This window comes from Demequina gelatinilytica, assembly GCF_000971115.1.
Lineage (GTDB): Bacteria > Actinomycetota > Actinomycetes > Actinomycetales > Demequinaceae > Demequina > Demequina gelatinilytica.
This window is the reverse complement of sequence record NZ_BBLV01000003.1, coordinates 204,608-227,374: the sequence shown is the minus strand read 5'-3', so window position 1 is coordinate 227,374 and position 22,767 is coordinate 204,608. Positions and strand designations below refer to the sequence as shown.

The 22,767-nt window shown below is 69.3% G+C and carries 37 protein-coding genes, 2 tRNA genes and 1 pseudogene; 5 read left to right on the top strand and 35 right to left on the bottom strand.

All coding sequences use genetic code 11. From position 1 onward, the window contains the following. Position 1: 1 nt before the first annotated feature. The 14 genes from AOM00_RS03690 to AOM00_RS03625 form a co-directional block, all read right to left on the bottom strand. Entirely contained in the window at positions 2–280 is a 279-nt protein-coding gene (locus tag AOM00_RS03690) for a hypothetical protein (RefSeq protein WP_062516484.1), read from the bottom strand. A gap of 73 nt (positions 281–353) precedes the next feature. Beyond that, complete coding sequence (locus tag AOM00_RS03685) at positions 354–1,571, bottom strand: phage major capsid protein (RefSeq protein ID WP_062516483.1); 1,218 nt, start codon at positions 1,569–1,571, stop codon at positions 354–356. Between the two features lie 73 nt (positions 1,572–1,644). Then, positions 1,645–2,334 (bottom strand): HK97 family phage prohead protease, encoded by a 690-nt coding sequence (locus AOM00_RS03680; protein WP_062516482.1) that lies wholly within the window; start codon positions 2,332–2,334, stop codon positions 1,645–1,647. After that, positions 2,331–3,527, bottom strand: a complete 1,197-nt coding sequence (locus tag AOM00_RS03675; protein ID WP_062516481.1) for a phage portal protein — start codon at positions 3,525–3,527, stop codon at positions 2,331–2,333. The genes AOM00_RS03680 and AOM00_RS03675 overlap by 4 nt, the downstream gene beginning before the upstream one ends. Then, positions 3,524–3,709, bottom strand: a complete 186-nt coding sequence (locus AOM00_RS03670) for a hypothetical protein (RefSeq protein WP_062516480.1) — start codon at positions 3,707–3,709, stop codon at positions 3,524–3,526. Before AOM00_RS03670 ends, AOM00_RS03675 begins: the two co-directional genes overlap by 4 nt. A 13-nt stretch (positions 3,710–3,722) precedes the next feature. Further along, on the bottom strand, positions 3,723–5,141 hold the full coding sequence (locus AOM00_RS03665) for a terminase large subunit domain-containing protein (RefSeq protein ID WP_062516479.1): 1,419 nt from the start codon (positions 5,139–5,141) through the stop codon (positions 3,723–3,725). Positions 5,142–5,235: 94 nt separating this feature from the next. After that, positions 5,236–5,709 (bottom strand): hypothetical protein, encoded by a 474-nt coding sequence (locus AOM00_RS03660; protein ID WP_062516478.1) that lies wholly within the window; start codon positions 5,707–5,709, stop codon positions 5,236–5,238. A 131-nt stretch (positions 5,710–5,840) separates the two neighbouring features. Next, entirely contained in the window at positions 5,841–6,152 is a 312-nt protein-coding gene (locus AOM00_RS03655; protein ID WP_228373394.1) for an HNH endonuclease, read from the bottom strand. A gap of 238 nt (positions 6,153–6,390) precedes the next feature. After that, on the bottom strand, positions 6,391–6,597 hold the full coding sequence (locus AOM00_RS03650; protein WP_062516477.1) for a hypothetical protein: 207 nt from the start codon (positions 6,595–6,597) through the stop codon (positions 6,391–6,393). Next, positions 6,594–7,316: a DUF7341 domain-containing protein gene (locus AOM00_RS03645; RefSeq protein WP_062516476.1), complete on the bottom strand. Its 723-nt coding sequence runs from the start codon at positions 7,314–7,316 to the stop codon at positions 6,594–6,596. Before AOM00_RS03645 ends, AOM00_RS03650 begins: the two co-directional genes overlap by 4 nt. 2 nt (positions 7,317–7,318) lie before the next feature. Beyond that, positions 7,319–8,314: a hypothetical protein gene (locus AOM00_RS03640; protein ID WP_062516475.1), complete on the bottom strand. Its 996-nt coding sequence runs from the start codon at positions 8,312–8,314 to the stop codon at positions 7,319–7,321. 35 nt (positions 8,315–8,349) lie between these two features. Continuing rightward, positions 8,350–8,550, bottom strand: coding sequence for a hypothetical protein (locus tag AOM00_RS03635; RefSeq protein ID WP_062516474.1), 201 nt, complete (start codon positions 8,548–8,550; stop codon positions 8,350–8,352). A 231-nt stretch (positions 8,551–8,781) separates the two neighbouring features. Continuing rightward, complete coding sequence (locus AOM00_RS03630) at positions 8,782–9,204, bottom strand: hypothetical protein (RefSeq protein WP_062516473.1); 423 nt, start codon at positions 9,202–9,204, stop codon at positions 8,782–8,784. Further along, positions 9,204–9,575, bottom strand: coding sequence for a hypothetical protein (locus tag AOM00_RS03625; RefSeq protein ID WP_156159016.1), 372 nt, complete (start codon positions 9,573–9,575; stop codon positions 9,204–9,206). Before AOM00_RS03625 ends, AOM00_RS03630 begins: the two co-directional genes overlap by 1 nt. A gap of 71 nt (positions 9,576–9,646) precedes the next feature. Here AOM00_RS03625 and AOM00_RS03620 point away from each other — a divergent pair, with 71 nt between their 5' ends. Continuing rightward, the gene (locus tag AOM00_RS03620; protein ID WP_062516471.1) at positions 9,647–9,829 is read left to right on the top strand and encodes a hypothetical protein; all 183 of its coding nucleotides are present in this window, start codon (positions 9,647–9,649) and stop codon (positions 9,827–9,829) included. 2 nt (positions 9,830–9,831) lie between these two features. On the opposite strand, the gene AOM00_RS03615 is transcribed toward AOM00_RS03620, so the two are convergent. The 14 genes from AOM00_RS03615 to AOM00_RS03555 form a co-directional block, all read right to left on the bottom strand. Continuing rightward, positions 9,832–10,287, bottom strand: coding sequence for an ASCH domain-containing protein (locus AOM00_RS03615; RefSeq protein ID WP_062516470.1), 456 nt, complete (start codon positions 10,285–10,287; stop codon positions 9,832–9,834). A gap of 31 nt (positions 10,288–10,318) precedes the next feature. Further along, positions 10,319–11,053, bottom strand: a complete 735-nt coding sequence (locus AOM00_RS03610) for a hypothetical protein (protein ID WP_062516469.1) — start codon at positions 11,051–11,053, stop codon at positions 10,319–10,321. A 120-nt stretch (positions 11,054–11,173) separates the two neighbouring features. Next, complete coding sequence (locus AOM00_RS03605) at positions 11,174–12,064, bottom strand: hypothetical protein (protein ID WP_062516468.1); 891 nt, start codon at positions 12,062–12,064, stop codon at positions 11,174–11,176. A gap of 109 nt (positions 12,065–12,173) precedes the next feature. Beyond that, positions 12,174–12,623, bottom strand: coding sequence for a hypothetical protein (locus AOM00_RS03600; RefSeq protein ID WP_062516467.1), 450 nt, complete (start codon positions 12,621–12,623; stop codon positions 12,174–12,176). Beyond that, entirely contained in the window at positions 12,616–13,158 is a 543-nt protein-coding gene (locus tag AOM00_RS03595; protein ID WP_062516466.1) for a hypothetical protein, read from the bottom strand. Before AOM00_RS03595 ends, AOM00_RS03600 begins: the two co-directional genes overlap by 8 nt. Beyond that, a complete protein-coding gene (locus AOM00_RS03590; protein WP_062516465.1) occupies positions 13,155–13,346 on the bottom strand; it encodes a hypothetical protein in 192 nt (63 codons plus the stop codon). The genes AOM00_RS03595 and AOM00_RS03590 overlap by 4 nt, the downstream gene beginning before the upstream one ends. After that, complete coding sequence (locus tag AOM00_RS15925) at positions 13,343–13,735, bottom strand: WhiB family transcriptional regulator (RefSeq protein WP_082096519.1); 393 nt, start codon at positions 13,733–13,735, stop codon at positions 13,343–13,345. The genes AOM00_RS03590 and AOM00_RS15925 overlap by 4 nt, the downstream gene beginning before the upstream one ends. Then, positions 13,735–15,216, bottom strand: coding sequence for a ParB/RepB/Spo0J family partition protein (locus AOM00_RS03580; protein ID WP_062516464.1), 1,482 nt, complete (start codon positions 15,214–15,216; stop codon positions 13,735–13,737). Before AOM00_RS03580 ends, AOM00_RS15925 begins: the two co-directional genes overlap by 1 nt. 23 nt (positions 15,217–15,239) lie before the next feature. After that, entirely contained in the window at positions 15,240–15,527 is a 288-nt protein-coding gene (locus AOM00_RS03575) for a hypothetical protein (protein ID WP_062516463.1), read from the bottom strand. Position 15,528: 1 nt separating this feature from the next. After that, complete coding sequence (locus tag AOM00_RS03570; protein ID WP_062516462.1) at positions 15,529–15,885, bottom strand: hypothetical protein; 357 nt, start codon at positions 15,883–15,885, stop codon at positions 15,529–15,531. After that, the gene (locus AOM00_RS03565; protein WP_062516461.1) at positions 15,882–16,106 is read right to left on the bottom strand and encodes a hypothetical protein; all 225 of its coding nucleotides are present in this window, start codon (positions 16,104–16,106) and stop codon (positions 15,882–15,884) included. The genes AOM00_RS03570 and AOM00_RS03565 overlap by 4 nt, the downstream gene beginning before the upstream one ends. Then, positions 16,103–16,348, bottom strand: a complete 246-nt coding sequence (locus tag AOM00_RS03560; protein WP_062516460.1) for a hypothetical protein — start codon at positions 16,346–16,348, stop codon at positions 16,103–16,105. The genes AOM00_RS03565 and AOM00_RS03560 overlap by 4 nt, the downstream gene beginning before the upstream one ends. Beyond that, positions 16,345–16,506, bottom strand: a complete 162-nt coding sequence (locus tag AOM00_RS15345) for a hypothetical protein (RefSeq protein WP_156159015.1) — start codon at positions 16,504–16,506, stop codon at positions 16,345–16,347. Before AOM00_RS15345 ends, AOM00_RS03560 begins: the two co-directional genes overlap by 4 nt. Beyond that, positions 16,503–16,721 (bottom strand): hypothetical protein, encoded by a 219-nt coding sequence (locus tag AOM00_RS03555; protein WP_062516459.1) that lies wholly within the window; start codon positions 16,719–16,721, stop codon positions 16,503–16,505. Before AOM00_RS03555 ends, AOM00_RS15345 begins: the two co-directional genes overlap by 4 nt. Positions 16,722–16,789: 68 nt before the next feature. On the opposite strand from AOM00_RS03555, the gene AOM00_RS03550 reads away from it, so the two are divergent. Next, positions 16,790–17,155: a hypothetical protein gene (locus tag AOM00_RS03550; protein ID WP_156159014.1), complete on the top strand. Its 366-nt coding sequence runs from the start codon at positions 16,790–16,792 to the stop codon at positions 17,153–17,155. Between the two features lie 5 nt (positions 17,156–17,160). Here the strand turns inward: AOM00_RS03550 and AOM00_RS03545 are convergent, their stop codons facing one another. Further along, a complete protein-coding gene (locus tag AOM00_RS03545) occupies positions 17,161–17,421 on the bottom strand; it encodes a hypothetical protein (protein WP_156159013.1) in 261 nt (86 codons plus the stop codon). Positions 17,422–17,553: 132 nt separating this feature from the next. Here AOM00_RS03545 and AOM00_RS15920 point away from each other — a divergent pair, with 132 nt between their 5' ends. Further along, entirely contained in the window at positions 17,554–17,856 is a 303-nt protein-coding gene (locus tag AOM00_RS15920; RefSeq protein WP_082096548.1) for a helix-turn-helix domain-containing protein, read from the top strand. On the opposite strand, the gene AOM00_RS03540 is transcribed toward AOM00_RS15920, so the two are convergent. Both AOM00_RS03540 and AOM00_RS03535 read right to left on the bottom strand, forming a co-directional pair. Then, positions 17,818–17,890 (bottom strand) — tRNA-Asn (locus AOM00_RS03540). The genes AOM00_RS15920 and AOM00_RS03540 overlap by 39 nt on opposite strands. Before the next feature lie 77 nt (positions 17,891–17,967). Continuing rightward, positions 17,968–18,168: a CsbD family protein gene (locus AOM00_RS03535; RefSeq protein ID WP_062516456.1), complete on the bottom strand. Its 201-nt coding sequence runs from the start codon at positions 18,166–18,168 to the stop codon at positions 17,968–17,970. 147 nt (positions 18,169–18,315) lie between these two features. On the opposite strand from AOM00_RS03535, the gene AOM00_RS03530 reads away from it, so the two are divergent. Further along, positions 18,316–18,389: transfer RNA gene (locus AOM00_RS03530), tRNA-Ile, on the top strand. A gap of 226 nt (positions 18,390–18,615) precedes the next feature. Here AOM00_RS03530 and AOM00_RS03525 read toward each other — a convergent pair. The 4 genes from AOM00_RS03525 to AOM00_RS03510 form a co-directional block, all read right to left on the bottom strand. Next, positions 18,616–18,978 carry a hypothetical protein gene (locus AOM00_RS03525; RefSeq protein ID WP_062516455.1) on the bottom strand — a complete coding sequence of 121 codons (363 nt, stop codon included), beginning with the start codon at positions 18,976–18,978 and terminating at the stop codon, positions 18,616–18,618. A 31-nt stretch (positions 18,979–19,009) separates the two neighbouring features. Continuing rightward, positions 19,010–19,780, bottom strand: a complete 771-nt coding sequence (locus AOM00_RS03520) for a metallophosphoesterase family protein (protein WP_062315987.1) — start codon at positions 19,778–19,780, stop codon at positions 19,010–19,012. 301 nt (positions 19,781–20,081) lie between these two features. Further along, entirely contained in the window at positions 20,082–21,380 is a 1,299-nt protein-coding gene (locus tag AOM00_RS03515; protein ID WP_062315989.1) for a hypothetical protein, read from the bottom strand. 324 nt (positions 21,381–21,704) lie between these two features. Continuing rightward, positions 21,705–22,130, bottom strand: a complete 426-nt coding sequence (locus AOM00_RS03510) for a hypothetical protein (RefSeq protein WP_062315990.1) — start codon at positions 22,128–22,130, stop codon at positions 21,705–21,707. A 155-nt stretch (positions 22,131–22,285) separates the two neighbouring features. Between AOM00_RS03510 and AOM00_RS15915 the strand changes: the two are divergent. Beyond that, a pseudogene (locus tag AOM00_RS15915) lies at positions 22,286–22,696 on the top strand (methyl-accepting chemotaxis protein); the annotation flags it as partial. Positions 22,697–22,767: the final 71 nt, after the last annotated feature.

The following is a 22,767-nucleotide window of genomic DNA, read 5'->3' as shown; positions in this document are numbered from 1 at the left end:
CCTACTCGCTCGCCTTGGTGGCCTCAGCGGAAGCCTTCACGGACCGCTTCGCGGGAGCCTTGCGCTTGGTGGTCTCCGGCGTGGGTGCGGTCGCGGCCTCGGGTGCCGGCGTCACGGGGTTGCCGTAGCGGTCGACCTTGACGACGCCGGGAAGCACGAGGCCCGCGGCGGTCATCTCCTCGCCCTCGGACTCCGGCAGCTCGACCGTGCCGCCGACCTTGGGCCAGTCGGCACCATTGCGGGTGCCCGAGATCTGGACTCGCATCGTGTACTTCGGCATCGTGTCCTCCTCGCCGAGTGGGGTAGTGGTGGGGCTGGGCGCCCCATGTTGGGGCGCCCAGCCGAGACGCGGCTTAGGCCGCGCCGCCGACGAACTTCTTGAACGCGCCGGTCTGGTCGACCAGGAGGCCGTCAGCGCGGACCGTCACGCGGTACGCGATCTGGTCCGAGTCGAAGGCGAACTGGTCGGACCGCTCGAACGTGACGCCGCGCGCCATGCGCACGTAGTACGCCGAGAAGTCGCCGAATCCGACCGACGCGGCGGTCGCCGCGACCGCGGCGATGTTCGGGTCGGTGGTGATCGGCTTGCCCAGCAGCGTGTCGGGCGCACCGACCGTCGCCGCGGGCTCGAACAGGTACCGGTTCGCACCGTCCTTGAGCTTGCGGACGGCACCGAGCGTGGCGTCCTTCATCAGCCAGCCGGCGTCGGGGGCGTTGCGGTACGGCGCGATGACCGAGAACATCAGGTCGATCAGGTTGTCCGCGGTGAACACGCCCGCGGCCGAGGCGGCACCGGTGGTGCCGGTCGACGCGGTGGTCATGATGCCGGTGGGCTTGGACGAACCGTTGCCCACCGCGATGTCGGTGCCGAGCGCGAGGCCGACGTTGCGGCCCATGACCTTCGCGAGGTAGCCCTCGAGGTCGACCGCGGAGTCCTCGACGAGCTCCTTCGACACCAGCACCAGCTGGCCGTACTTGTAGGCGCCGAGCGTGCGCTTCGCGAACGCCGGGTCGGTGCCCGCGAGGGTGCCGTTCTCCGCGACGGCCGCCGCAGCGCCGTGCGACGTCGTGACGGGGATCTCGATCGGCTCGCCACCGGCGGTGGTGAGGACCGTCGCGCCGGCCGTGATGACACCCGCCGCCTCGACCATGTGCTCGACGAGCTGGTCGTGGAACGACGTCGGGACGGTGTTGCCGCCGGCGGTCGCGGTGCCCTTGGTCAGGGCGCGCTTCCACGGCTCCTGCGAGGCCGCGAGCTCGATCTTGCGGATCTCGCCGCGGGCGAGCTGGCGGAACTGCTCGGAGATCGAGCCGGCCTCGGGCTCGTGGGCCGGCGAGGTGCCGAGCTTGCGCAGGGCCTCCTCGGCGGCACGGTTGTCCGCGTCGACCTGCGCGATCGCGTCGATGCGCGATCGGAGCTCGGTGAGGTCGCCCGACGCAGCGTCGAAGCGCTCCTGCTCCTGCGCGTTGAGGTCGCGGCCCTCGTTCGACGCGGTGTCGAGGATGGCCTGAGCCTCGTTCCAGATGCGCTGACGCTTCTCCGTCAGCTCGGTGAGGACCTTGATGGTCATGATGGTTCCCCTTTTGCTTGGGTGGAGTGGTGGGTGGTGCCGGGTGCGGTGCTCGCTGCCCAAGCGGGTACTGCTAGCGCAGGTCGTCCAGGATGAGGCGGCGCTGCATCAGCGCGATCGGCGAGTGCGTGGCGCGCTGCTCGTCGTCGTGCTGCTCCTCGACCGCGGGGGCCGGGGGAGTCTCGTGGAGGAGGCGCTCCTTGCGCGCCTCCGGGGTGAGGGTCGCGAACTCGTCGAGGTCCATCCCGATCCGCTCCGAGAGGGAGCGGACGGCGGCGGTGGTGTCGCGGTACGCGGGGTTGTTCACCGGCGCGACGTCGATCAGCTGGACCGACCGCAGGATCCGCAGTGGGAAGCCCTGGTCCGTCACTGACCACTCGTCTTCCATCGTGTAGAACGCGAACGACGAGTGGCGGACGTCGCCGCGGCCCGCGAGCGCTCGGAGGTCACGGCCGGCGCCCGTGTCGGGCAGGTCGACCTCGTAGGCGAGCCCCAGGTTGTCCGTCGACAGCCTCAGGGTGCCGGCGTCGGTCGTGCCGAGGAGGTACGCGTCCTCGTGGTTGTAGCGCGCCATGACCGGCACCGCGTCCGCGATCGACTTGTTGAATGCCGCCGGGTCCACCAGCTCGACGAACCCACCGAGGTTCTGGCTGTACGAGTTGAACCGCGACGCGTACCCCGCGAGCACGCCGATGCCGCCGTCAGCGGCGCGCAGCTCCACGGGCTCGAGGCGGCCCGTGCGGATCTCGAGCTTGTCGTTCATGATGCGTCTCCCGTTGTCGGGTCGATGGGTGCAGGGTCGTGAAGTGCGCGCGGCTCCGCGGTCGGGCGTGCCGCCGGGCGGAAGGTCGTGATCCACTCGGCGCGCTCGGCGTCGGTCAGCGGAGGCTTCTCCTCGAGCGCGCGCGCGTCGTCGAGGGTCTCGAGGCCCAGCTCGAGCGCGATCTTGTGCGTCTCCATCCGCTCCTTGGGCTCCGCGCGCAGCGGGGCATCCAGGTTGAACTTCGCGTACTGACCGCGCGGCAGCAGCGACGTCAGCGCCTCCTCGAAGCGAGCCGACCACGGGGTGACGGTGCGGACGTTGAACTTGCGGAGCTCCATCACGAGCGTCGCGTACTGGCGCGAGTGGCCCGTCTTGCCACCGATGTCCTCGGGTGCGACGCGGTAGATTGCGGCGATCTCCGTCGCGGAAGCCTCGATCGCGTCGAGGAAGATCGCGTCGGCTGCCGATACCGACAGCTGCTGCCAGTCCCAGTCCTTGCCGGTGACGAAGATGTCCCGGCCTGCGACCGCGGCCCGGAAGCGGCGCTTCGCGATCGCCGACTCCTCGGCGCCGAGAGTTGCACTGTTGTTGTTCCGGAGGATGCCCGCGGGCGTGACGCCGCGCTCGAAGAACGCGGCCCCGAACTGCTGGGCGGCGTCGGCCTTCGTGAACTGGCGTCGGAACGCCGCGATCGGCGACAGGCCCACGATCGAGCCGGGCTGGACGTAGGCCGGGATGTGCGTGACCGCCGCCGGGTCGAGCTCGACGCCGCGGTGGAAGTACCGGGGCGCGATGCCCGTCTCGTCGACCCGCACGTTCTCCGGGTTGAGCCACACGAGCTTCTCGGGCCAGCCCGTCGCGCCGAGCCTCACCGTGTAGCCATAGGCGTTGCCGTGGAGCAGGAGCGACGCGAGCGCCTGGTGGAGCCACGCGATCCTGCCCGTCTGCGTCAGCTGTGGGTTCGTCAGGATCGTCGGCTGCCGCTCGAGCCGGACGCGCCCAGCCCCGGAGCCCGTGTACGCGTGCAGCGGGAGCGTCGCGATCGAGTCCGCGATGAGGCTCGTCGCGGCGTACACCGGGATCAGACGCGTCGCCGTCGTCGCCGACAGACCGCCCGCAAGGGTGCCTCCGGCATCCCACGAGAGCGAGTCGATGGAGCGACGCTCCGAGGGCTTGTCGAAGAACAGGCTCATCGGTCAGCCTTCCCGCGTCGCGGCGCGTTCACACGCGCGATGAGCGCCGACGCACCGATCAGCACGCCGCCGGCGACAGCGACGCCCGCCGCGATCGAGAACGGCGCCAGCGCGAGCGCCGCGGCAACCGCGAGCGCGACGATTCCCGCCGTCTCGAGTGCCGTGGTGATGACGTGCTGCATGCGTTCTCCGGGTTCAGCCGAGCGAGTCGGCGATGTCGTAGTCGTCCGTCCGTTCCTTGATCCACGCCCAACGGGCGAGCAGGACCGCGTACAGCGGTGTGATGTCATTGAGGCCGCGACGGGTGAAGACCCACGCCCCGTCGCCGATGTCACGCTTCCTGGCAGACAGGACGGCGTCGTTGAGCAGGGGGTCGTTCATGTGGCTGAACGAGCCCTCGTAGACCGCGTCGTAGAACGACCCGCAGGCGGCGACCTTGTCGCGCTGGCCGAACTGGATCACCTCGAATCCCGCCTCCTCGAGGTCGGGAATCAGGCTGCCGGCGGCGCCCGTGCCGTCAACCGCGACGATGTTCCCGCCGTGATCGGTGCGGAGCTTCACGAGCGTGCCGACCGCGTTGCGGGTGTCCTCGAGGCGGGTGACGACCTCGGCAAAGGTGCGCCGATCCGCGAGCGCGGGCGCGCCGGCCATCGCGATCGACACACTGTCGCGGTACGGGGAGACGTCGATCGCCCAGAGGGGGTCGCCGGTCCATACGTCAGGGTCGTTGTCGGGGACGGTGCAGGCCTTCCACGGCTCGAACGCGATGATCCCCTGGGTGGCCTTCTTGTCGACCCACTGGTTCAGGAACGCCCGGCGGAAGTCGTCCTCGTCCATGCTGTCGCGCTCGGCCCTGACGAGGTCCTCACCGGCCGCGACGAGCTCCGGCTCGATGACCTCGCCGCGCGGACCGTAGATCGCGTCGCGCAGGATGACGCCGTAGGCCGGCATCACCGATCGCCACACCTCAGGGTCGTCCGGGTCGGCGTCGTCGTCAGCCGACCACTCGAACCCGGCGACCCGGGACTCCGCTCCGGAGGCGATCCTGTCCCGCAGGTCGTCGACCTTCTGGCGCCAGTACAGGGAGTCGCCGTCGCCGGCGGTCGACAGGACCCATAGCTGCGCGTTCGGACGTTGCATCATCGCGGGCCGCATGGCCTGCTCGATGCGGGAGTCGACGTGCGCGAACGCCTCGTCGATCAGCCCAAGGTCGAGGGAGGGACCGTGGCCCGACTTCTTCGTGACCGCGTCGATCCACCAGCCGGACCGGTTGATGAACGAGATGTGCTCGGATCCCGCCTGCGCGCGGAAGCCAGGCTTGTCGCCCGACGTCCTCGCGAGCGTCGCCGCCAGCACCGACGCCGAGATCGGGTCGTAGAAGTCCTCTTCGAGGCGCTGACGGGCCATATTGCGCGACTGCGCCGTGTAAACGATGCGTTGCTTCGCCCACGCGAGGGCCTGGAACAGGGCCCTGGTCTTCACCGCAGTCGTCTTGCCCTGCTGGCGTGGCAGCGCGATCCGGACCTCGCGGTAGAAGAAGTGCCCCGTCGACGGGTCGATCTCGAGCGCGACGTCGAGCACCCACCGCTGCCACGGCATCAGCGGCTCGCCCATCGCCGCAGCGAGCGCGGCGGCCTTCGGGCCTAGGGTCTTGCGCGCGGGATTGCGCTGGGTTCCGAACCGCGGGGGAGTGAACCCGAGCGGCGGGCTACTGGTCGTCGGGGGTGCCGAGGCCACTGAGGATCCCCTCGAGGCCGCCGACGATGCCGGCGTTGCCGCCCGCCGCGGCGCGAAGGCCGTTCAGGCACTCGCGCAGCCGCAGCTGGATCGGCGACGACAGATCGAGACGATCGAGCTCCGCGAGGTGGTCGAGGTAGCGGGCGTTCATCAGCGCGAGCGCCGAGAGGGTCTGCTTCCATGGCGGCTCACCCACGAGCGCGTCGAGCTCGGCCGCGAGGGTCTTCTCGATGCCGTTGTCGCGCATGCGGCGCAGGATGTCGGCCGCCGGCGGCAGCTGCAGCGGCGGCCGCGGCTCCTCCCACTCGTCGACCTTGGCCTGCAGCGCCCGCTCCTTGCGACGACGCTCACGGCGGTCCCGCTCGGCCTTCGCGTGCGCCTGCCGGCAGGTGTCGCACTTGCATCCACGGCGGTACCCGGAGGTGCCATGCGTCGTGATCGGCATCGCTCACTCCTGCCTGTGGGGCCCCATCAGGGCAGATCGGTGGGGGGAAAAAAAGGTCAACTGCGCGATCGCCCAGAAATCGCCTTGCGCAAAAAACGGGCCATTACGCCTGGTAACTGGCGAACTGTGCGCTACACGGCCCAGTTGCGCGAGCGTGGCCTCCGCTGCTCGTGCTCGCCGGACCCGCGGGACGAGTTGCATCCGAAGTGCGCGGGCCGCAGGTTCTCTCGTGCGGTCGGGTGCCCGCCCTTCTTGAGCGACACGATGTGGTCGACCGAGGGTCCGAGCGGGTGGTTCCTGCGGAGGCCGAAGATGATCTCGCGGGTCGACGCCTTGCAGCGCTCGGCCTCGCACATCGAGCCGGGCGGGCAGACCTCGCGCGTCAGCTCGCGCCATCGTCGCCCGCCCCGGCCCCGCCTGGGGTCCCACTCATTCAGCGGCATGGGATCCTCCGGGGTGAGCCGACGCCGCCCCGGGTCGCGTGGGTCGAGCGTCGGCCTTCTGTGTGGCCCGGGCGCTGCCCACGCCCGTGCGACCCGCCGTGCATGCAGCCTCGCCCACCGGGGCTGGACATGCGGAAGGCCCGGACCATCGGGCCGGGCCTTCACGGGTGGACGCCTGCAGGCGCACGTCACCCAGTGGTTCCGATGGTACGCCTGACACCGGCCATCGGGGAAGCGTTCACGGTGTCGGCGTGTCGGGCAGATCACCGAGACGGGCATGGAACGCGACGTGGGCGGGCACGTCGTCGTTCGTCAGCCACGCCCCGCAGCCGATGCACCGGTTCGTCAGGAGCATCCCGATGCGGCCCGTCTGCACGGCCGCGTCGACCGTCACGGTGTCGTCGACGTCGTACTGCTCGATCAGCCCGGTCTCATCCATGGTCATGCGTCATCCTCCACTGCGTCGTCATCCTCACCGTCGGCGTCGTCCTCGTCGACGCCCTCAGCGTTCTGCTTCTTGATCTCCGCACCGAGCATCCAGATCTGGTTCTCGTCCCACGTCTCCTTGCACTCCTTGCACCAGCCGACGCCGAGCTGCCCCGACACGTCGAACCGGATCCGCAGAGAGTCCATCGCCGAGCACCACGGGCATCGGTTGTGCGGAGCCCACGGCCGCGCGTCGAGACCCGACAGGACCTTCGCGGCGATGACCCAACGCTTCGCGAGCGCCGCGAGCTCGAGCAGGTCCGCGTCCACCAGGGTCGGGATCCGCCTGATGATGAGGGCCAGGTTCGCCTCGAGCGGGCCGGGCTGGGTGTGGAGCTTGCCGCTGACGAACGCGGTGACATCGTGGTCGATGGACCGTTGCCCGTCGATCGCGTCGGTGTGCGCCAGGACCGTCGACTGGTAGCCGCCCGACGTCGACCCGTTGGCCTGCTTCGTCGCATGCTGCAGCTGCTCGAGCAGACTCGGCAGCTCGGTCGTGTGAAGGCCGGCGGGCATGTTCTCCCACCGGTGGTCGGTGTCGTCCCACCGGTACCACGGCTCGTGACTGGTGAACGGCTCGATCATCGGCCGCAGCTGGTGCGCGAGATCAGCCTGCAGGCGGCGGCGTTCCTGAGCGGTGAGCGGCGGAGTGTCCGTGGTGGGCTGAGGGGTGGGCATGGCTAGACCTCCGTGGTGGGCTGAGGCTTCGGGCGATGGCGGCGAGACCTGCGAGGGCGCGGCATGCTGCCAGGCGAGTCCAGGTCAGGCCCGTAACTACTAGTCCCGTCCCGACCCGACCCGACAGATCTAGTTCCGACACCCCCCGGATCTGTGATCTGACGTAGATCGGGCGGATCTGTGGTCGGACCTGGGGTTTCGGTCGCGTTCTCCGCGCGCGTGGTCCGCTGGCCGGCCGTCGCGTTCTCCATCTTGGGCCGCTGGCCGTGCGTGCCGGTCGCGTTCTCCGAGGTGGTCCGCTGGCGGTCGGTCGCGTTCTCCACGGGCGTGGTCCGCTGGCCGTTGAGCATCTCGGCGATCTTCGCCCGAGTGGGGAAGGTGCCGAGACGGGTCTTGATGAACTCCTTCGTCACCGCGCCGTAGACGGGGTGCTCGGGCGGGGGCAGGAGGTCGCCCTTGTTGGCGTGGTCGCCGTTGCAGTCCCGGCAGGACACGACGAACTCGTCGAGCACGGTGGGCTGGTTGGCGATGTTGACGTGGTCGTACTCCGCACCCCGCAGGCTCTTCCGGTCACGCCAGTTGACCGGGTTCGAGCAGTACCGGCAGTTGTCGCCATCCCGCAGGCGTGCGTACACGACGAGCCGGTCGTCACGACGATCGCGAGCGCGGATGCGGTCGTTGTCGATGTCGTCCTGGCCGCGGAGGTGGAGGTAGGCGGGGTCGTTGATGAGTTCCCAGCCGCCGTCGATGGGCTTCCACACCTTCGCGTACACGAGCATGCCCATCAGGTGCTGTGCGCGGGCCGGGGAACCCGCGAGGGAGCGGACCATGCCGAGGGTGACCTTCCGGTCGGTCTCCTTCGAGCCGGCCTCGAGCGCGAGCCGGCAGGAGAACCCAAACACCTCGTCCACGGTGCGCTCGTCAGCGTCCTCGAGGTCGAGGGGCGCGAGGGTGCGCGGGTCGTGGGCGGCGGTGTCGCCGGTACGGAGCCATGACACGAGGGGAGGGTCCTCTCAGCTGGTGGTCGGGTGGGTCAGTCGGAGCAGCCGGCGCACTCGGCGGTGTGCGGGTTCACGGAACGGCCGCACGCTGTGCACTTGCCGGGCTGGGGCGGGTGGCAGCGGTAGCAGGGGCACGGGTGCGGGCTCGCGTCGTCCTCGTGGGGAGTCGTCGACAGGCCCGTGCACTCGTAGTGGTTGCCGCGAGCGCACTCCGAGCAGAGCTTGATCTTCATCAGGGATTCACCTCCTCCCTGTGCCGCGGTCGCGATGACGGGCTTCGCGCACCGCCTCGACATGGCGCATCACGTCGCGCACGGCCGCCCGGTATGTCAGTCGGGCGATCGGTGCCTTCCAGGTGCACCCACAGGTCGCGCGACGCGTCATGCGCGTGCGCGGTGCGTCGATCTGGTGTGCAGCATTGAAGTGCGGACCCGCCCACCGGGCGATCTCGGTCGTAGCATCGGTCACCACGTGCGGAACCCTCCCTTCGTGGAGGCGGCTCGCATGAACTCGACCCAGGCGGTCCAGAACTCGGCCATGCGCCCCTCGAGCGCCGGCGGCGGCGACGCGTCGATGACCGCGAGCGCGTCGCGGATCTCCTGCTCGGTGACGAGCCAGCCGTCATTGCTGCCGTCGATCTTGTGGAGCGGGATGCCGGGCGGGCCGTCACCGTGCGGCGAGGTTAGGCGGTCTAGGCCTTCGAGGTAGCCGTTCTCGTCGTCGTCATGGTCGGGGATGGCGGCCCACGCCTCAGCGCTCGGTGCCGGGGGCGCTTGCGAGTCGTGGCCGGCACCGAGGTCGAACATGATGTCCGCGAGTCTGGTGCCGAGGGCGATGTTCGCGTCGTAGGAAGCCTCACCCTGAACAGCCCTGTAGTTGTAGCCCATCACTTCACCTCGGGTCGTGCGTCGCCGACGTAGTGGCCGAGTGAGCGCATCCCGAGGGGGTTGCGCATGCCCAGGTGCTCGTTGGCGAGGGTGAACTGCTGGAACTGGAAGTCGATCGGCAGACCCGTCGCAGCGGCCAGGTAGGCGCTGATCGCGAGCGCGAGCAACGTGACGGCGTCGCGGCCCAGGGCGCGCTCGACGTCGGCGTAGTAGTCGTCGGGCAGGATCAGGCGGACGTCGACGTCGCGGTACCCGCCGCGGGTCGTGCCGGTGCCGACGAGGTACGGGCCGTGCGCGGCTGGGAAGGCCTCGCGGATCGGCTTGCACGCCTGGTCGAGGGCGAACATTTGTGCCGGGCTGAACGCGCTCATCGGCTGTTCCTCCTGTTGCTCGCGCGATTGCAGCCGCTACGGTTGGGGCCACCTACTACGAGGGGGCGGACATGGCCGAGATCACCTACACGCTGACGGATGCCGAGTGGGCGGATGCGCTCAAGGTCGGCCTGGATGCTGCGCTGAAGGCGCGGTTCGAGGACGGCAACCCGGACGGCGCTGCGACGATCGGCCTCGAAGCCGGTCAGGCGAGGGCTCGCGAGATCACGGCCGGCCGCGTGCACGGCGCCTGACGTCATCGCGTCACCTCCGCGAGCGCGGCGGCGATCGCCTGCTCGAGGTCCTCGTCAGGCTTCCACAGGCCGAGGCGGCCGCGAGCGCGGATCGGATTCGTGAGCGGGCGGGGGTTGGTGAGGACCAGGTGGTGGTGGTCCGCCATCGCCCAGGAGGAGCAGGCGAGCTCGCCAGGAGTGTGCGGGTGGGCTTTGTCGTCGCAGCGGTCGTCCTTGTGGACGTCGACGAGGTCGACCACGCCGACGATCGCCGATTGCGGGGCCTTGAGGACGTAGGTGCCGGCGCGGTCGTAGATCTCCTCAGCCGCCTGGTGGTACCTCTCCGCCTCGCGAGCTGCGGCGTGGATCGCGACGGGGCCGCGGTAGTCGCCCGCGATGTTGCGCGAGCGGTTCTCGACGTGCTTGCCGCCGTGGATGATCGCCCACGCCCAGGGCTGACGCACGGTAAGGACCCTCATCGGGCCACCTCCGCGAGCACAGCGCGGGCGTTCATGCGCGGCCTCCTCGGATGATGCGCACGGTCGCGCACGGGAACTCCCACCCACAGGCGCACGTGGCGGGATGGTTCGCGGTCGGACGGTGGTTGGCGGTGAGAGCGGCAAGCACCCCCGCCGCCTCCCACGCCCGCACGTCGCGCTGATCCCACGACAGTTGGCCAGTCTCGCCTCGCATGTGGCGCGCGTAGTCGCCCGCATCGCGTCGCAGAGCCTGGACCAACGCCTCCCGCTCGTCCTCGCTCGGGGCGGCGTGGTTGTGGTCGCCCGGGTCGTTGCAGTGACCCTGAGTGTCCGAGAAGCACCCGTGCTGGTGGGCGGGGGCGGGGCAGTTGTAGTCACCCGTGCACCCGGGCAGCGGCGGGTCCTCACTCGCGGCGGTGCGGTCGAAGTAGGCATCCAGAAGTTCCGGGGCCTTCGGGTCATGCGTGAGGTCCAACACGAAGTACCGGCACCCGTGGTGCTTCTCGCCGGGTGCGTCGCGCCCATCACGGCGCGTCACCCGGTAGCGGTCTTCCAGCGTCACGCCCTCGCCACCGCTCGGGGCGGTGCGGTCGAGGATGGCGCGGATAGCGACAGCCCGGTCATGGCTCGGGCAGGGCCACATGGTGGTCGTGCATGAGGTGCAGGACTTCGCGGTGACGCCGTTGCCCATGTCGAGGTCGTACTCGTCGGAGCACTGGTGGAGATCGAGAAGTGCGTCGACCTCGGCGGTGATGGGGTCACTCATCGCTGGACTCGATGTACTTCGGGCACTTGCAGGTGATGCGGTCGCAGCCGCGGAGCATGGGGGTGTGCTCGCTGGCGGGGTGGCCGCAGGTGGTGCAGTTCGGTTCCATGGCGGCTGCTCCTAGATCTCGTGGTGCTCGTTGGGGTCGTCGATGTTGTCCCACGCTCCGGGCGGCGGGAACGCGCGCGGAGCGTGGGAGGCGGGGGACGGCGTGACGGGGGTGTAGCGGAGGCGGTGCCAGAGGTCGTCGATCGCGGCGTGGGTGGCGCGGGGGATCTCGGTGACGTCGTCAGCGAGGATCGACGACACGACGATGCCGGCAGCGCCGAGACGCTGGTTGAGGCGGAGGTGGTCGTACCCGATGCGGTAGAGCGAGAGGATGCGGCGCTTCGCTCCGAGCGCGGACACCATGCGGGAGGTGGGGGCCTCGGTGGGCTTCGGCGCGAACGATGCAGGCCGCTGCGGCGCGGGTACGGCCTTCGGGTTCGGCAGCTTCGTGACCTTCTTCGTCTTGGCCGGGGCGTGCTTCGACGGGTTGAGGCCGTCGCGGAGCTTGTACCTCGAGATCCGCTGCTGAGCGGCCGACGACGACACGCCCGCGGCCTCCGCTGCCTCGGTGATGGATGCCCCGGTCGCGAGCGCGGTGCGGATGGCGTCGTTGATGCGTTGGGTCTCGGCGGCGGTCTTGCGGCCACCGCGGGGCGGGGTGCGCTTGGCCTTGGGAGCCGGTGCCGGTGCCGGGTCGGGCGTGGGCTTGGGGTCGGACACAACCGGTGCGGCGGTGGCCGGGTCGAGCGGGATCATGATCTCCGGGTCGGGGCCGACGCCGACGATGGTGACGACGCCGAGGAGGTAGAGCCGCTTGATCTCGTCGTCGGTGAGACGGCGCACGGTGTGGTGGGCGTCGCCGAGGGTCAGGAACGCAGCGGGGGCCGTCGGGTCAGGGTTCGCGGTGATCGCGATGGTGGTGGTGACGAGGTGGTGGATCGTGATGGTGTCGGAGCCGTTCATGTCGGGTCCTCCTCGGGCCAGGTGTGGGCTTCGTCGTAGTGGTTGGCGTGGCCGATGGTCATCGCTTCGCAGCGGTGGCCGCAGGTGGGGCAGGCCGCGGGGCAGCGGGTCATGCAGAGGTGGTGCGGACGAGGACGCGTGCGGGGAGCGTGAGGGACTGGTAGGGGGTGGAGCGCCAGGCGTGCGCGGTGTTGATCCATCCCGTCGCGTCCTCGACGACCGCGTCATCCGCGACGCCCGCGAACTCGATGGGGGTGTTGACGATGATGGGCGGGTCGGGCTCGGTGTAGAGCAGGACCGGCAGGCTGGGCGTGTAGGCGATGTCGGGGTCGGGCTTCGCGAGCTCCTCCTCGTCGCGGAGACGCTGCACCTCAGCGCCCGCGAGGAACCTGACGTGGTCGACGAGCTCGGCCGTGAGCTCAGTCAGCGCCGCGAGCTGGTGGTGCGTGGCGATCGCGACGAGCGCGGCTGTCGCGTCGTGGTCGTCCACGCTGCGCGCGATCCCAGCGCGCTCGAGGTAGTCGTCCGCGAGCGCGCGGTGGTTGATGGTGTCAGGCACGGTGGGCTCCGTTCTGGCGGGCGCGTTGCGTCTGCCCGTACTCGGTGAAGGCGGTGATGGCTCGCAGGTCTGCGAGGGTGAGCTCTGCGAGGGCGCGGCCGGTCGCGCGGATGGCGTCGAGTTCGATGAGCCAGTCGGACCAGCCGCCGTAGGCGGGCAGGTCGGGGGAGCGGCGGCAGCAGGTGACGGGGGATCCGCAGAGGGTGCCGTCGTGGGCGATGAGGATGCCGGGTGCGTCGAGGGGTGTGAGCTTGTGCAGCACGATCCCGTTCGACGCGGTGAAGATCGCGACGTTGCCGGCCTCGATCGTGAGGGCCCCGCCGGTGAGGGGTGCGAAGCCGTCCGGGAGGGGCTGACGGGAGCGTGCGCCGGGGACGCCGCGGCGCATGTGCTCGCTGGCCTGCTGTGCGATCGGGGACACCGTGGCGGGCTGGGTGTGGTGGGCGCGCCACCAACGCATGGCGGGCTTCACCAGCCCCAGGGGGGTGAACAGGATCGCGACCGCGATGACGGTGATCCAGGCGTCCGTGGTCATCGTGCACGCTCCTCGAGGATCAGGCGGCGGCGGGCCCACGCGAGGAGCGCGACCGCGGTGAGCACCGCGAGCGCGGCGAGGGCGGCGAGACCGCGGCCGGCGGTCGCGGCGACGTGGGTCGACACGGCCGCGGTCGCGACGGTCAGGAGGGCGATGATCGTGAGGGCGCGGACGTCGGCGGCGGTCATGATGCGATCTCCGCTGGTCGACGGTTCATGCGGGACAGGCGCTGGCGGACGGTTTCGGCGTTCATGGCAAGCGAAGCGGCGATCTCTTCGACGTCGAGACCGGCGGCGGCGCGGGCAGCGATCGCAGCGTCCTCACGCTTGCGGCGCTGCTCGTCTGCGCTCGGGATGCCGCGAGCGCGGCGGACCTTCGCTCGCTCGCGGTCCGAGAGACCACCGATGGTGCCGCCGCTGATGTCGTTCGCGATCGCCCACTCGAGGCACTTCTCTCGGACGTCGCAGCGGCTGCAGATCCACTTCGCCTCGCGCGTCGAGCCGCCCTTGCCGGGGAAGAAGACCTCCGGGTCGACCTGCGCGCAGAGCGCGTCTGCCTGCCAGTCCAGGGCGCCCATCAGTCCGCGTCCTTGATGAGATCCGCGAGCGCGGTGACGAGGTCGGTCTCGCGGGGGGTGAGCTCGTAGCCGATGTCGCGGAGCGTGGTGAGGTAGCGGTGGACGGGACCCTGGGCGGCGCCGAGGGGGTTGTAGCCCGCCGAGCGTGCGATCCGCTCCCATCCCCACGGGTCGGTCGGGACGAGTGCTTCGGTGGCGGACAGGAGTGCGAGGGTCGCGAGGCGGTCGGGGCCCTTTACGGAGTCGGCGAGGACGTCGTCGATGATGGTGTCGCCCCACAGGTGCACGTTGATGGTGCGGCGTCCGGTCTTGACGATGTCGGTGGCGTAGGCCGCGAGCGCGGCGCGCATCGGGCCCACGTGCTCGGCAGCGGGGAGGAAGAGCGCCGCGACCCACGCGCGGCGGCCCTCGGTGGCGGCGTTGATGTCGCGTTCGAGCTGCTCGATCTCCTCACGGTCCGCGCGGTCCTCGTCGGACTCGACGCGTTCGGGCTGGGCGGCACGCTTCGCAGCGGCGATCGCGGCGAGCTCCTCGCGGCGCTTGGCGTGGTTGTCGGGTTTGACGCAGATCAGGCGACCGAGCGACGTGAGCGTGTCCCCACCGAGGTAGTAGTCGGAGGTGCACAGGAGACCACCGTCGCAACCCGACTTGTGGTGCTGCTTCGGGGTCCACTCGAGCTCACCGAGGGAGACCTTGGGGGAGTACTCCCACTCGCTCTTCATCGTGACGTCGAAGTCGAACTCGGCGGCGAGGTCCTTCGCACGGGCGAGCCGCTCGCGACGGCGGGCCTGCGTGAGGGCGTCCTGGATCGCGTACCCGGGGATCTTCTTGCCCGCCTCGACGGCCTTGATCGCCTTCGCGAACGCGACGTCGTCACGCTCGGGCAGGCCCGCGAAGTCCGCGGCCTCCTCGAGTGTGCACTGACGCTCGAGGACCGCGGCATGCAAGTTCTCCGGCAGGGACGCAACCTTGATGCGCTGTGCGACGGTCGATGCGGCACGGCCCGTCTCGGATGCGATACGGGCCTGGGTGACGCCGAGGTCGAGGAGACCCTGATAGCCGGTGCCTTCCTCGATGACGTTGAGGTCGACACGCTGGATGTTCTCGAGGAGCATCAGCTCGAGCTGGCCGGCCTCGTCGAGCTCGTGGTCGATGAGGGCGGGGACGACGGTGAAGCCCGCCTCGATCGCGGCCGCGCGACGCCGGTGGCCGATGACGGCACGGAACCGGGAGGGGTCGTCGGGGTGCGGCACCACCGTGAGGGGCTGGCGGATGCCGTGGGCCGCGATCGAGGCGGACAGCTCGGTGAGGTCACCCAACTCCTTGCGGGGGTTGCGCGGGTGGGGGTCGATCAGGTGCGGATCGATCGCGACCAGGCCGGTCGCCTGCAGGCGCTCCGTGATCAGGTCGGCGGTGTCGAGCGCGACGTCGACGTCGACGTCGGTGGCGGTGGTGACGGAGGTGCGCTTCTTCGTGGGCATGATGGGGTTCCTTCCGGTGGGCGTCAGGAGTCGTGGTTGCCGCGGACAACGGCGGGGCAGACAGCGGCGTGGAGGCGGATGACCTCCTCACCGCCTTCGAAGTCGACGTGCTCACCGGGGGTGAGGCGGCGGGCGAACGTCGCTCCGGTGCGCGGGTCGGGGTAGGCGACCCACTTCGCGAGGGGGTCGCCGTTGCGACGCACGTGCGTCGGGTCGAAGCGGAGGGACTTACGGCGCGCAGGGACGTACACGAAGTTGATCGGTGCGCGGCAGCCCGCCTCGGGGCAGCGGTCGTCGGGGGCGTAGGCCATGTCAGCTGCCCTCCGGGAGGTGCGCCGTCCGGATGTAGACGCGGACCGGGGCGCTGTGCGCCGACGGGCCGGTCGAGGGCTCCGTGACCGGGACGTCGAGGCCACGGAACGTGGTCCAGATCGGCTCGAGGTGACCGCGCGAGCACATGATGACCATGAGGCCGCCGCGGGAGCGGTTGGGGATGTTCGCGGCGTCAAGCTCGGGACGGATGACGTTGACGGACACGACCATGCCGGCGGGGAGTGCGGTCACGATCGCCTCGGTCGCGGCCTCGCGGGCCTCGCGGGAGTCGAGGTGGTAGACGGAAGCCTGCTGGCCGGCGCGCTTGAGGTCACGCGGGGTGAGGGTCGCGGTCACAGTGCGGCCTCCACTCGATCGAGAGCGTCGAGGACGTCCTGGGTGGCGGACTCGAGGGTCGGGCGGTCCATGAGCTGCGCGTACCGGTGGAGCGCGGTCATGGCGTCGACGGCTTCGGTGTGGACGCGGTGGGTCGCGTTGTCGAGGATCGCCTCGACGTGCGCGGCGGCCGGGTCGACCGGAGGCTCGGGTCGGGGCTTGGGTGCTACGGGCTTGTTCATCGGGTACCTCCTGTGGTGGGCGTGGGCTTGCGGAGGTCTGCAGGGGTCGCGGCGTGACCGTTCACGACGTTGTGGACGTAGGCGCGGCGGAGTGCTTCGGCGTGGGACGGGACCCAGGTGATCTCGTTGCCGACGCGGACGTAGTGCGCGGGGGCGCCGTCGGGGAAGTGCTCGATCACGACGACCGCGGGCAGGGTGCGGTCGAAGGTGCGGCGGTCGAGGCCCGCATACCGGCCGGTCACTGCTCGCGTCCCTTCGCGAGGATGATCAGCGCAGCGGGCGTGGCCGCCAGCAGTGCGATCGCGAGCGCCAGAGCGAGGGGGAGCGCGGCGCAGGCGACACCGACGACGAGGCCGTGGGCGGCGACGTGGGTGGCGCGTGCGGCGCGACGGGCCTTCATGCCGACACCTCGAGGAGGAGCCCTGCGAGGATCGCGCCGGTGACGCCCCAGATCGCGAGCGTGACGGCGAAGTCGACGAGGGAGTGGAAGCGGCGGTGCCCCCACCAGGCGAAGCCCTGGGCGAAGAAGTAGCCGCCGCCCGCGAGCCCGAGGCACATCAGTGCGGCGAACAGCAGCCAGAAGGCCACGACCTGCAGGAACGTCCCATCGTTCATCGCACGCCCCCCTTGTGGCCGCACGCCTGAACCGAGAGAGTGGGGGACACGATCTTGAGGGGGACGTGATGGGACTGTTCAGCAGGAAGGACACTGTGCTTGCGCATGTGCCGGAGGGGTTCCGCGTGGCGGGCTCCTTCGCCTACCAGAGCGCCTACAAAGCGCATCGACGCGGTCTCGACTGGGTCGAGCACGGCGCGGCGGCACCGACTGCGGAGTGCGTCGTTGAATTGCGGGCTGAGCCGCGGAATCAGTACGACGCACGCGCGGTCGCGGTTCGCCTGGGCGTCACGGTCCTCGGACACGTGCCGCGCGGACACCTCGACTGGGCACACCGCGAGCTCGAGCGTGCCGGCAAGGCCCGCCTCGTTGCCAACGCGAGCATGCTGCGTTTCACGGACGAGTACCAGCTGCTCATCGTCGCGAGCGAGTAGGTCGCTCATGACGCGCCGCCCGCGCGCATCGCGGCGAGCTTCGCCTCGAGCTCTGCGCGGCGAACGGCGGCGAACGCCGTGACGTCGCGTTCGTCGAAGAGGTAGGCGCCGTGCGATCCCTCGAGCTTCTGCGCGACCCTCAGGTCGCCGCGCTCGGCCGCCTTGCGCACGGCGGCCGGCGTCATCGCGAGGCGCTTCGCCGCCGCTCCCGTGGCGAGGAGGGCGACCTCTGTGCCCATATGGACACCCGTGTCGTTTTCGCTCATGGGTGGCAGTGAAGCATGCCGAGCACCAAAGCGCAACCAGTGTCTATACGCCGCGTGTCGCCCCTCTAGTTCCCTCTTGCGTATTGATTACTAGTTGCTATCCTGTAGTCACCGTTTTGGGAGGAGGGCGACATGATCCCCACGATTCACGAAGGTCACCGGATGCGTATCGCGCGCGAGGAGGCCGGGCTCGAAGTCCGAGAGATTGCCGAGCGCATCGGCATCGCGCCGGGCACAGTGATCCGCTACGAGAAGGGGCGCTCTACGCCAAAGCCGCTCGCGCGCCGCGCGTGGGCCGAGGTCACGGGCGTGCCCGCGTACTGGTTGCAGTGGGGAACGACAGAGGCCCCCACCCAGCCGCCGGTGGCGGCCAAGGCAGGGGCCTCGATCAAGAAGCTCCCCCGGCTGGACTCGAACCAGCAACCTGCCGATTAACAGTCGGCTGCTCTGCCAATTGAGCTACGGAGGAAGGCGAGGAATACTCTACCGGATCCCGGAGGGCTCTGATGACCAATCCGGGGGTCGAGAGTCGCCTTTCTTCGCCTGTCAGTCCTTGTCGGTGGCCTCGTTGAACTTGGCGGCGACGGCGTCCTTCGCGTCCTCGACCTTGTCCTTGGCCCCGGCCTTGAGCTGGTCCATCTTGCCCTCGGCCTCCAGCTGCTCGTCGCCGGTCGCCTTGCCGGCGCCCTCCTTGGCCTTGCCCTTGAGGTCCTCGGCAGCGTTGCTCGCACGGTCGGACATGCTCATGACTCCTCCTCGTCGAATCGTCGTCGACCGCGGTCGCGGTCACCCCAGGTGCAAGTCGATCGGCGGCCGAGTCATTCCCGGCATGCAGGGAGCGCGGGTGCCGGCCCGGCGCGTCGCTAGACTGTCGGGCGGCCTCCCCGAGGCCTCGGGCCAGTAGCTCAGCCGGTTAGAGCAGTGGACTCATAATCCATCGGTCGCGGGTTCGAGCCCCGCCTGGCCCACGCGCGGCGTGCACTCGGTATTCGGGTGTTCATGCACTCGGTTCTCTTCCGACGCGCCACAAACGGGCAGTTTGGTGAGGCGTGGGCCGCTTCAGACCTCTCGGGCCGCGCATATCGGACGCATTGATGGGCCCAGGCGCCTGATGATCCGTCGAGCGGCGCGCGATTTAGACCCCGCGGGCGATTGCCCGCATGCTTCGCGGCCCGCTCGAGGCGGGCTTCGGGGCTATGCGACTTGGGGAATGTCCGGTACTGCAGTGGGCCTCATGGGTGGATCGTCGGTGATCTCAAGCATGCGGCGCCCGGTGATGCGGTGGGGCTGGTCGTTCTCATCCTCGGAGCTGCGCCACCTCTGTCCGAACGGTGACAGCGGCGTCATAGTGGGGGCTTCGTCGGGTGCGTCGGCATTCGCGAGAAACCGCATCTCATCATCATCGACATCGAGAACCAGCGTTCCGCCGATCTCGGCGCGCACCCGCTGCGCAGACGCCTCGATATCGTCGACCACGAGCGTCACCGACGGCACCTCGAGCACGCTCAGCAGCCACTGACCTCCCGGCAGCGGCCTGGCCTCCACGGTGAATATCACGGCGTTATCGTATCGACCGGTGCGGCAGGCATCACAGGAAGTCGGGCCGCAGCGGCTCGGAGGACAGATCCAGCACACCCAAGGAGTAGGGATCTCCGTCCTTGGACAGTCCGAACACTCTGGTCTCGAAGCCGTCGAAATCCACGGGCTCGTCGACGGGGAAATGAAAGTGCCCATGAAGCAACACGTCGGGCTTCACCGCCTCGAATGCCGTCGTGAACGCCGACCGCGAATAGTGGGCGTACATGAGATCCTCCGGCGCGAAGGCGGCACGGGTGCGACGCATGTTCTCTTCGATCGTCGGGACACCGTGGGGCGCATCGTGAGCGACCATGATGTCCGCGTGGCCGTCGGCAACGACCGCTGCAACGTCGGCGTCCGTGAGTACCTCCTGCTCCCACCACGTCTTGCCGCGCACAGGCGCAGCCTTACGCCTCCAACGCCGATCAACTGAGGCGGCACCACCCAGCCACACGAACGACCTGCCGCCCATCACGGTGCGGTGGCCGCGCGGCGCAAGCAGGATGCGCTCCCGGAGCACCAGCCAGCCGTCGGCGTTCGCCTCGAGCTCATCGATCACGTCGTAGTTCTCATGATTGCCGGGAGCGACGAGCATCGTCTGGCCGTTGCGAGCGAGGCGCTCGTCGACGCGGTCCCACATGTCGCGGCCAGCCGCGCCGATCATCACCCCGAGATCGCCGACCTGGATGATCGTCGTGAGACCCGCGCCCGCGAAGACGTTCGTAGCCTCATACAGCCACAGTTCGTTGCCGTGGGTATCCCCGAGCAGTGCGACACGCATGTCCGCCTCCATATCGCCTGGTCAGAGCCACGGTAAAGGCGGGGTCTGACACCGACACTCGGCGTCCGACGGGACGATGGGTAGATGAGAGATCCCCAGTTCACCTTCCACGCCGCTGACCGTGGCGGTCGCACTGCGGTCCTCGAGACGGACACAGGGCGGATCGTCGCGTGGGTCGAACACCTTGCCGGCGGCATGATGCGTGCGCGCGGGACTGCCCCAGCGTTGGTTGCCGCCACCAGTACTTGGGTAGCCCCTCCTGTAGCGGCGGCGGATTGCCTCGTGTGGTCGCGCCGTGGGGTCATCCGCCACGGACGTGGCGGGACTTCTGAGCGTTGCGGTGTGCGAGCAGGGCGTCGTGCTCGAGGTCTTCGAACAGCGGTTCGGCGTGAATGAGATCGTTGTAGGTGAGACGGCCGGCTGCCACCGCTGACGCGATTGCGCTTGTGATGCGCGCACCGCGGGTTGCGAATCCACTCTCAGGTTCTTGGCAAATCTGGTCGAGGGACTTGAAGGCGAGCGTGGTGCAGTATGCGCGGCCGCCGGTGTCGAATCGCCCGTTGGAGTAGGTGATCTCCTCGGGCGAGCCGTGATCGTCGAGGTTACGGGCGTAGATCTCATCAAGGACGCGCGCCTCGGTCTCCGGCGTCAGCGGGCCTGCGGGCTGTTCGTTGAGGATGCACCAGTAGCAGCGGCCGCACACGTTGAGTTCGGCGAAGTGGAACGCGCGTGCGAGACCTTGAAAGCTGATATCGGACCGGGTGTGTCTCACCACTTCTGAGGCGGCCATGTGCGTGGCATAGGCCATCTGTTCAGTCGCTCCAGGCATTGCGGTGTCCCACTCGCCGGCCCTCATCAGCTCTCGGGCGACGGCGGTGGCAGCGGCTTCCGCGAGCGCCGCCTCCAGGTTCGCACGGTCGGGAGCGAGCGCTGGCAGCAGGTCGCCGACCTCGATGCGTTCGGTCATGTCGGCGAGACGCCTCACACGCTCGAACCTCGGCACTATCGCCCCGGCGCACACCTTGGCGACCCACTCGCGGTCTGGCGAGCCCTCGTCGACTCGGGCCGACACCTCCGTGAGGATCGACTCCGCTGTGACGCTCTCGATGGTGCCGATGCGGTCGACGAGCTGGTCGGTGATCCCATGATCGGGGTGCTGCGTGACGGCGCGCGACACCATGATGGCCAGGACATCGAGGTCTTCGAGAGCGGCGTTGACGAGACGGGCGACGCGGTGGTCGCCTGAGGCGCGCAGATCGCGCTCAGCGCCCGAGGAACAGTGCAGCGCAAGATGGAACGCTTGCAGATCCGGGTTCGCGGTCGGGATCATCCACGCGTGGAAGTCAACTGCCGAGCCGAAGCGAGCAGCCACCCATCGGTGGACCGGGGTGAGGGGGAAGCGTGAGGTGGTTGCCAGGGCCGACGTCGACGGGCTTGCCGTGGGCACTACAGCCGTGACGTGCGCCTCGTACCTGGCGGGCGTCTTGCGCCGATCGGGGTTGTTGGTGTGCCAGCCAGTGGTCGCTTCGGGGATCCCGGTGTGGCGTGCAAAGTCGTAGGAGTCGTCGGCGCTGGAGCCGAAGTTGGACGGGAACGGCATGGGTGCTCTCCAGTGTGCGTCACACGCGGTCGGTCCTACGCCCCGATCGCGTACGGCGATCACAGTGGGTCCGCACGTAGCGCTGAGCACTTTGGTCCCTCACGCTTCCCCGGTGCGTAGGGCCGGGGAAACTCGACTCGGGCCCCGTCCGAAGGCCCGTTCTATGCAGGCTACTGGCGGAGATCGCGCAGCGCCGGACGTGGGACCCGTGTGTCAAAGGGAGGCGCGGGGCGATGCACAGCTACTGCGCCGAACGGTGCGATGGAACAGTTGGATGACGTGAGGGAGCGGTATGCCCGGCCGTGGTGAGGCGATCCGCGAGCATCACGATGCTGTCGGGCCCTTGTGCTCGCCTGCGTACTCGCTTTCGTCGCTGGTGGTCTCGTGACTGGCGGTGGAGACTCGTTCCCCGCGAATCCACCATTCCTCGAGTACCACCTCACCGTCGGCGTTCCACTCGATGATCGCGGGGCCGTCGGTGCGGTGGTACTCGTCGAAGACGAACCACTCCAGCCGCAGCGCCGCATCCACATCGGCGGAGATCCCCGCTGGACCACCGATGCAGTGCTTGAGCGGAGGGTCAGTCCCGATGCTTCGGTAGCGGAACCAGTGGTCGACTTCAATGCCGAGGTAGTCCCACGTCCCGCCGTCATCGTTCACGTCTGCTTGCGCACGCTTGACCGCGTCGGCGCATCTGTCGCCCCACTCGTCGAGCGCCCGGTTCGCCAACCACATGACATCGTCGTTCACGACTGTCCCTCATCTCCTCGTTTGAGCCGTCCGTTCCGGCGGTACGGAGGGTAGGCCATCCGCAGGGACCCAAGTGCGCCCTGACCAAGCAGTCGCCTCGGCACTCCAACAGCCCCCGGTGTGCGGCCACCGGAAAGCACAGGTGCGATGCGTGGATGGGGGGACTGCCCCAGCGTTGGTTGACGTCAATCAACTACGGTGCAGACCCCATCGCCGCGATCACGGGCACGATGATCCGTGGGTCCGGGTTCGCGGCGGACGCGCTCCGCAGTGACGTGGACACCACGGGTGCGGTCACCGTTGCGGAGGACGATGTCAACCGGTCTGTTCAGTCGGTGGTATCTGGTGCGGACCAGATGGCGTCCTCGATCCGCGAGATAGCCCACCGTGCGAACGAGACCGTGCGCGTGGCTTTCAGTGCGACGGTAGTGGCCGAAGCTACCAACACCAGGGTGGCGCAGGTCGCGGTCTCGTCGCAGGAGTTCGGCGACGTCATGAAGGTGACTTCGTCGATCGCGGCGCAGACGAATCTGCTCGCGTTGAACGCGCCGATCGAGGCGGCGCGGGCAGGCGACGCGACAGAGGCTTCGCCGTGGTGGCCTCAGAGGTCAAGGACCTGGCACCGAAGGTGGCTCGG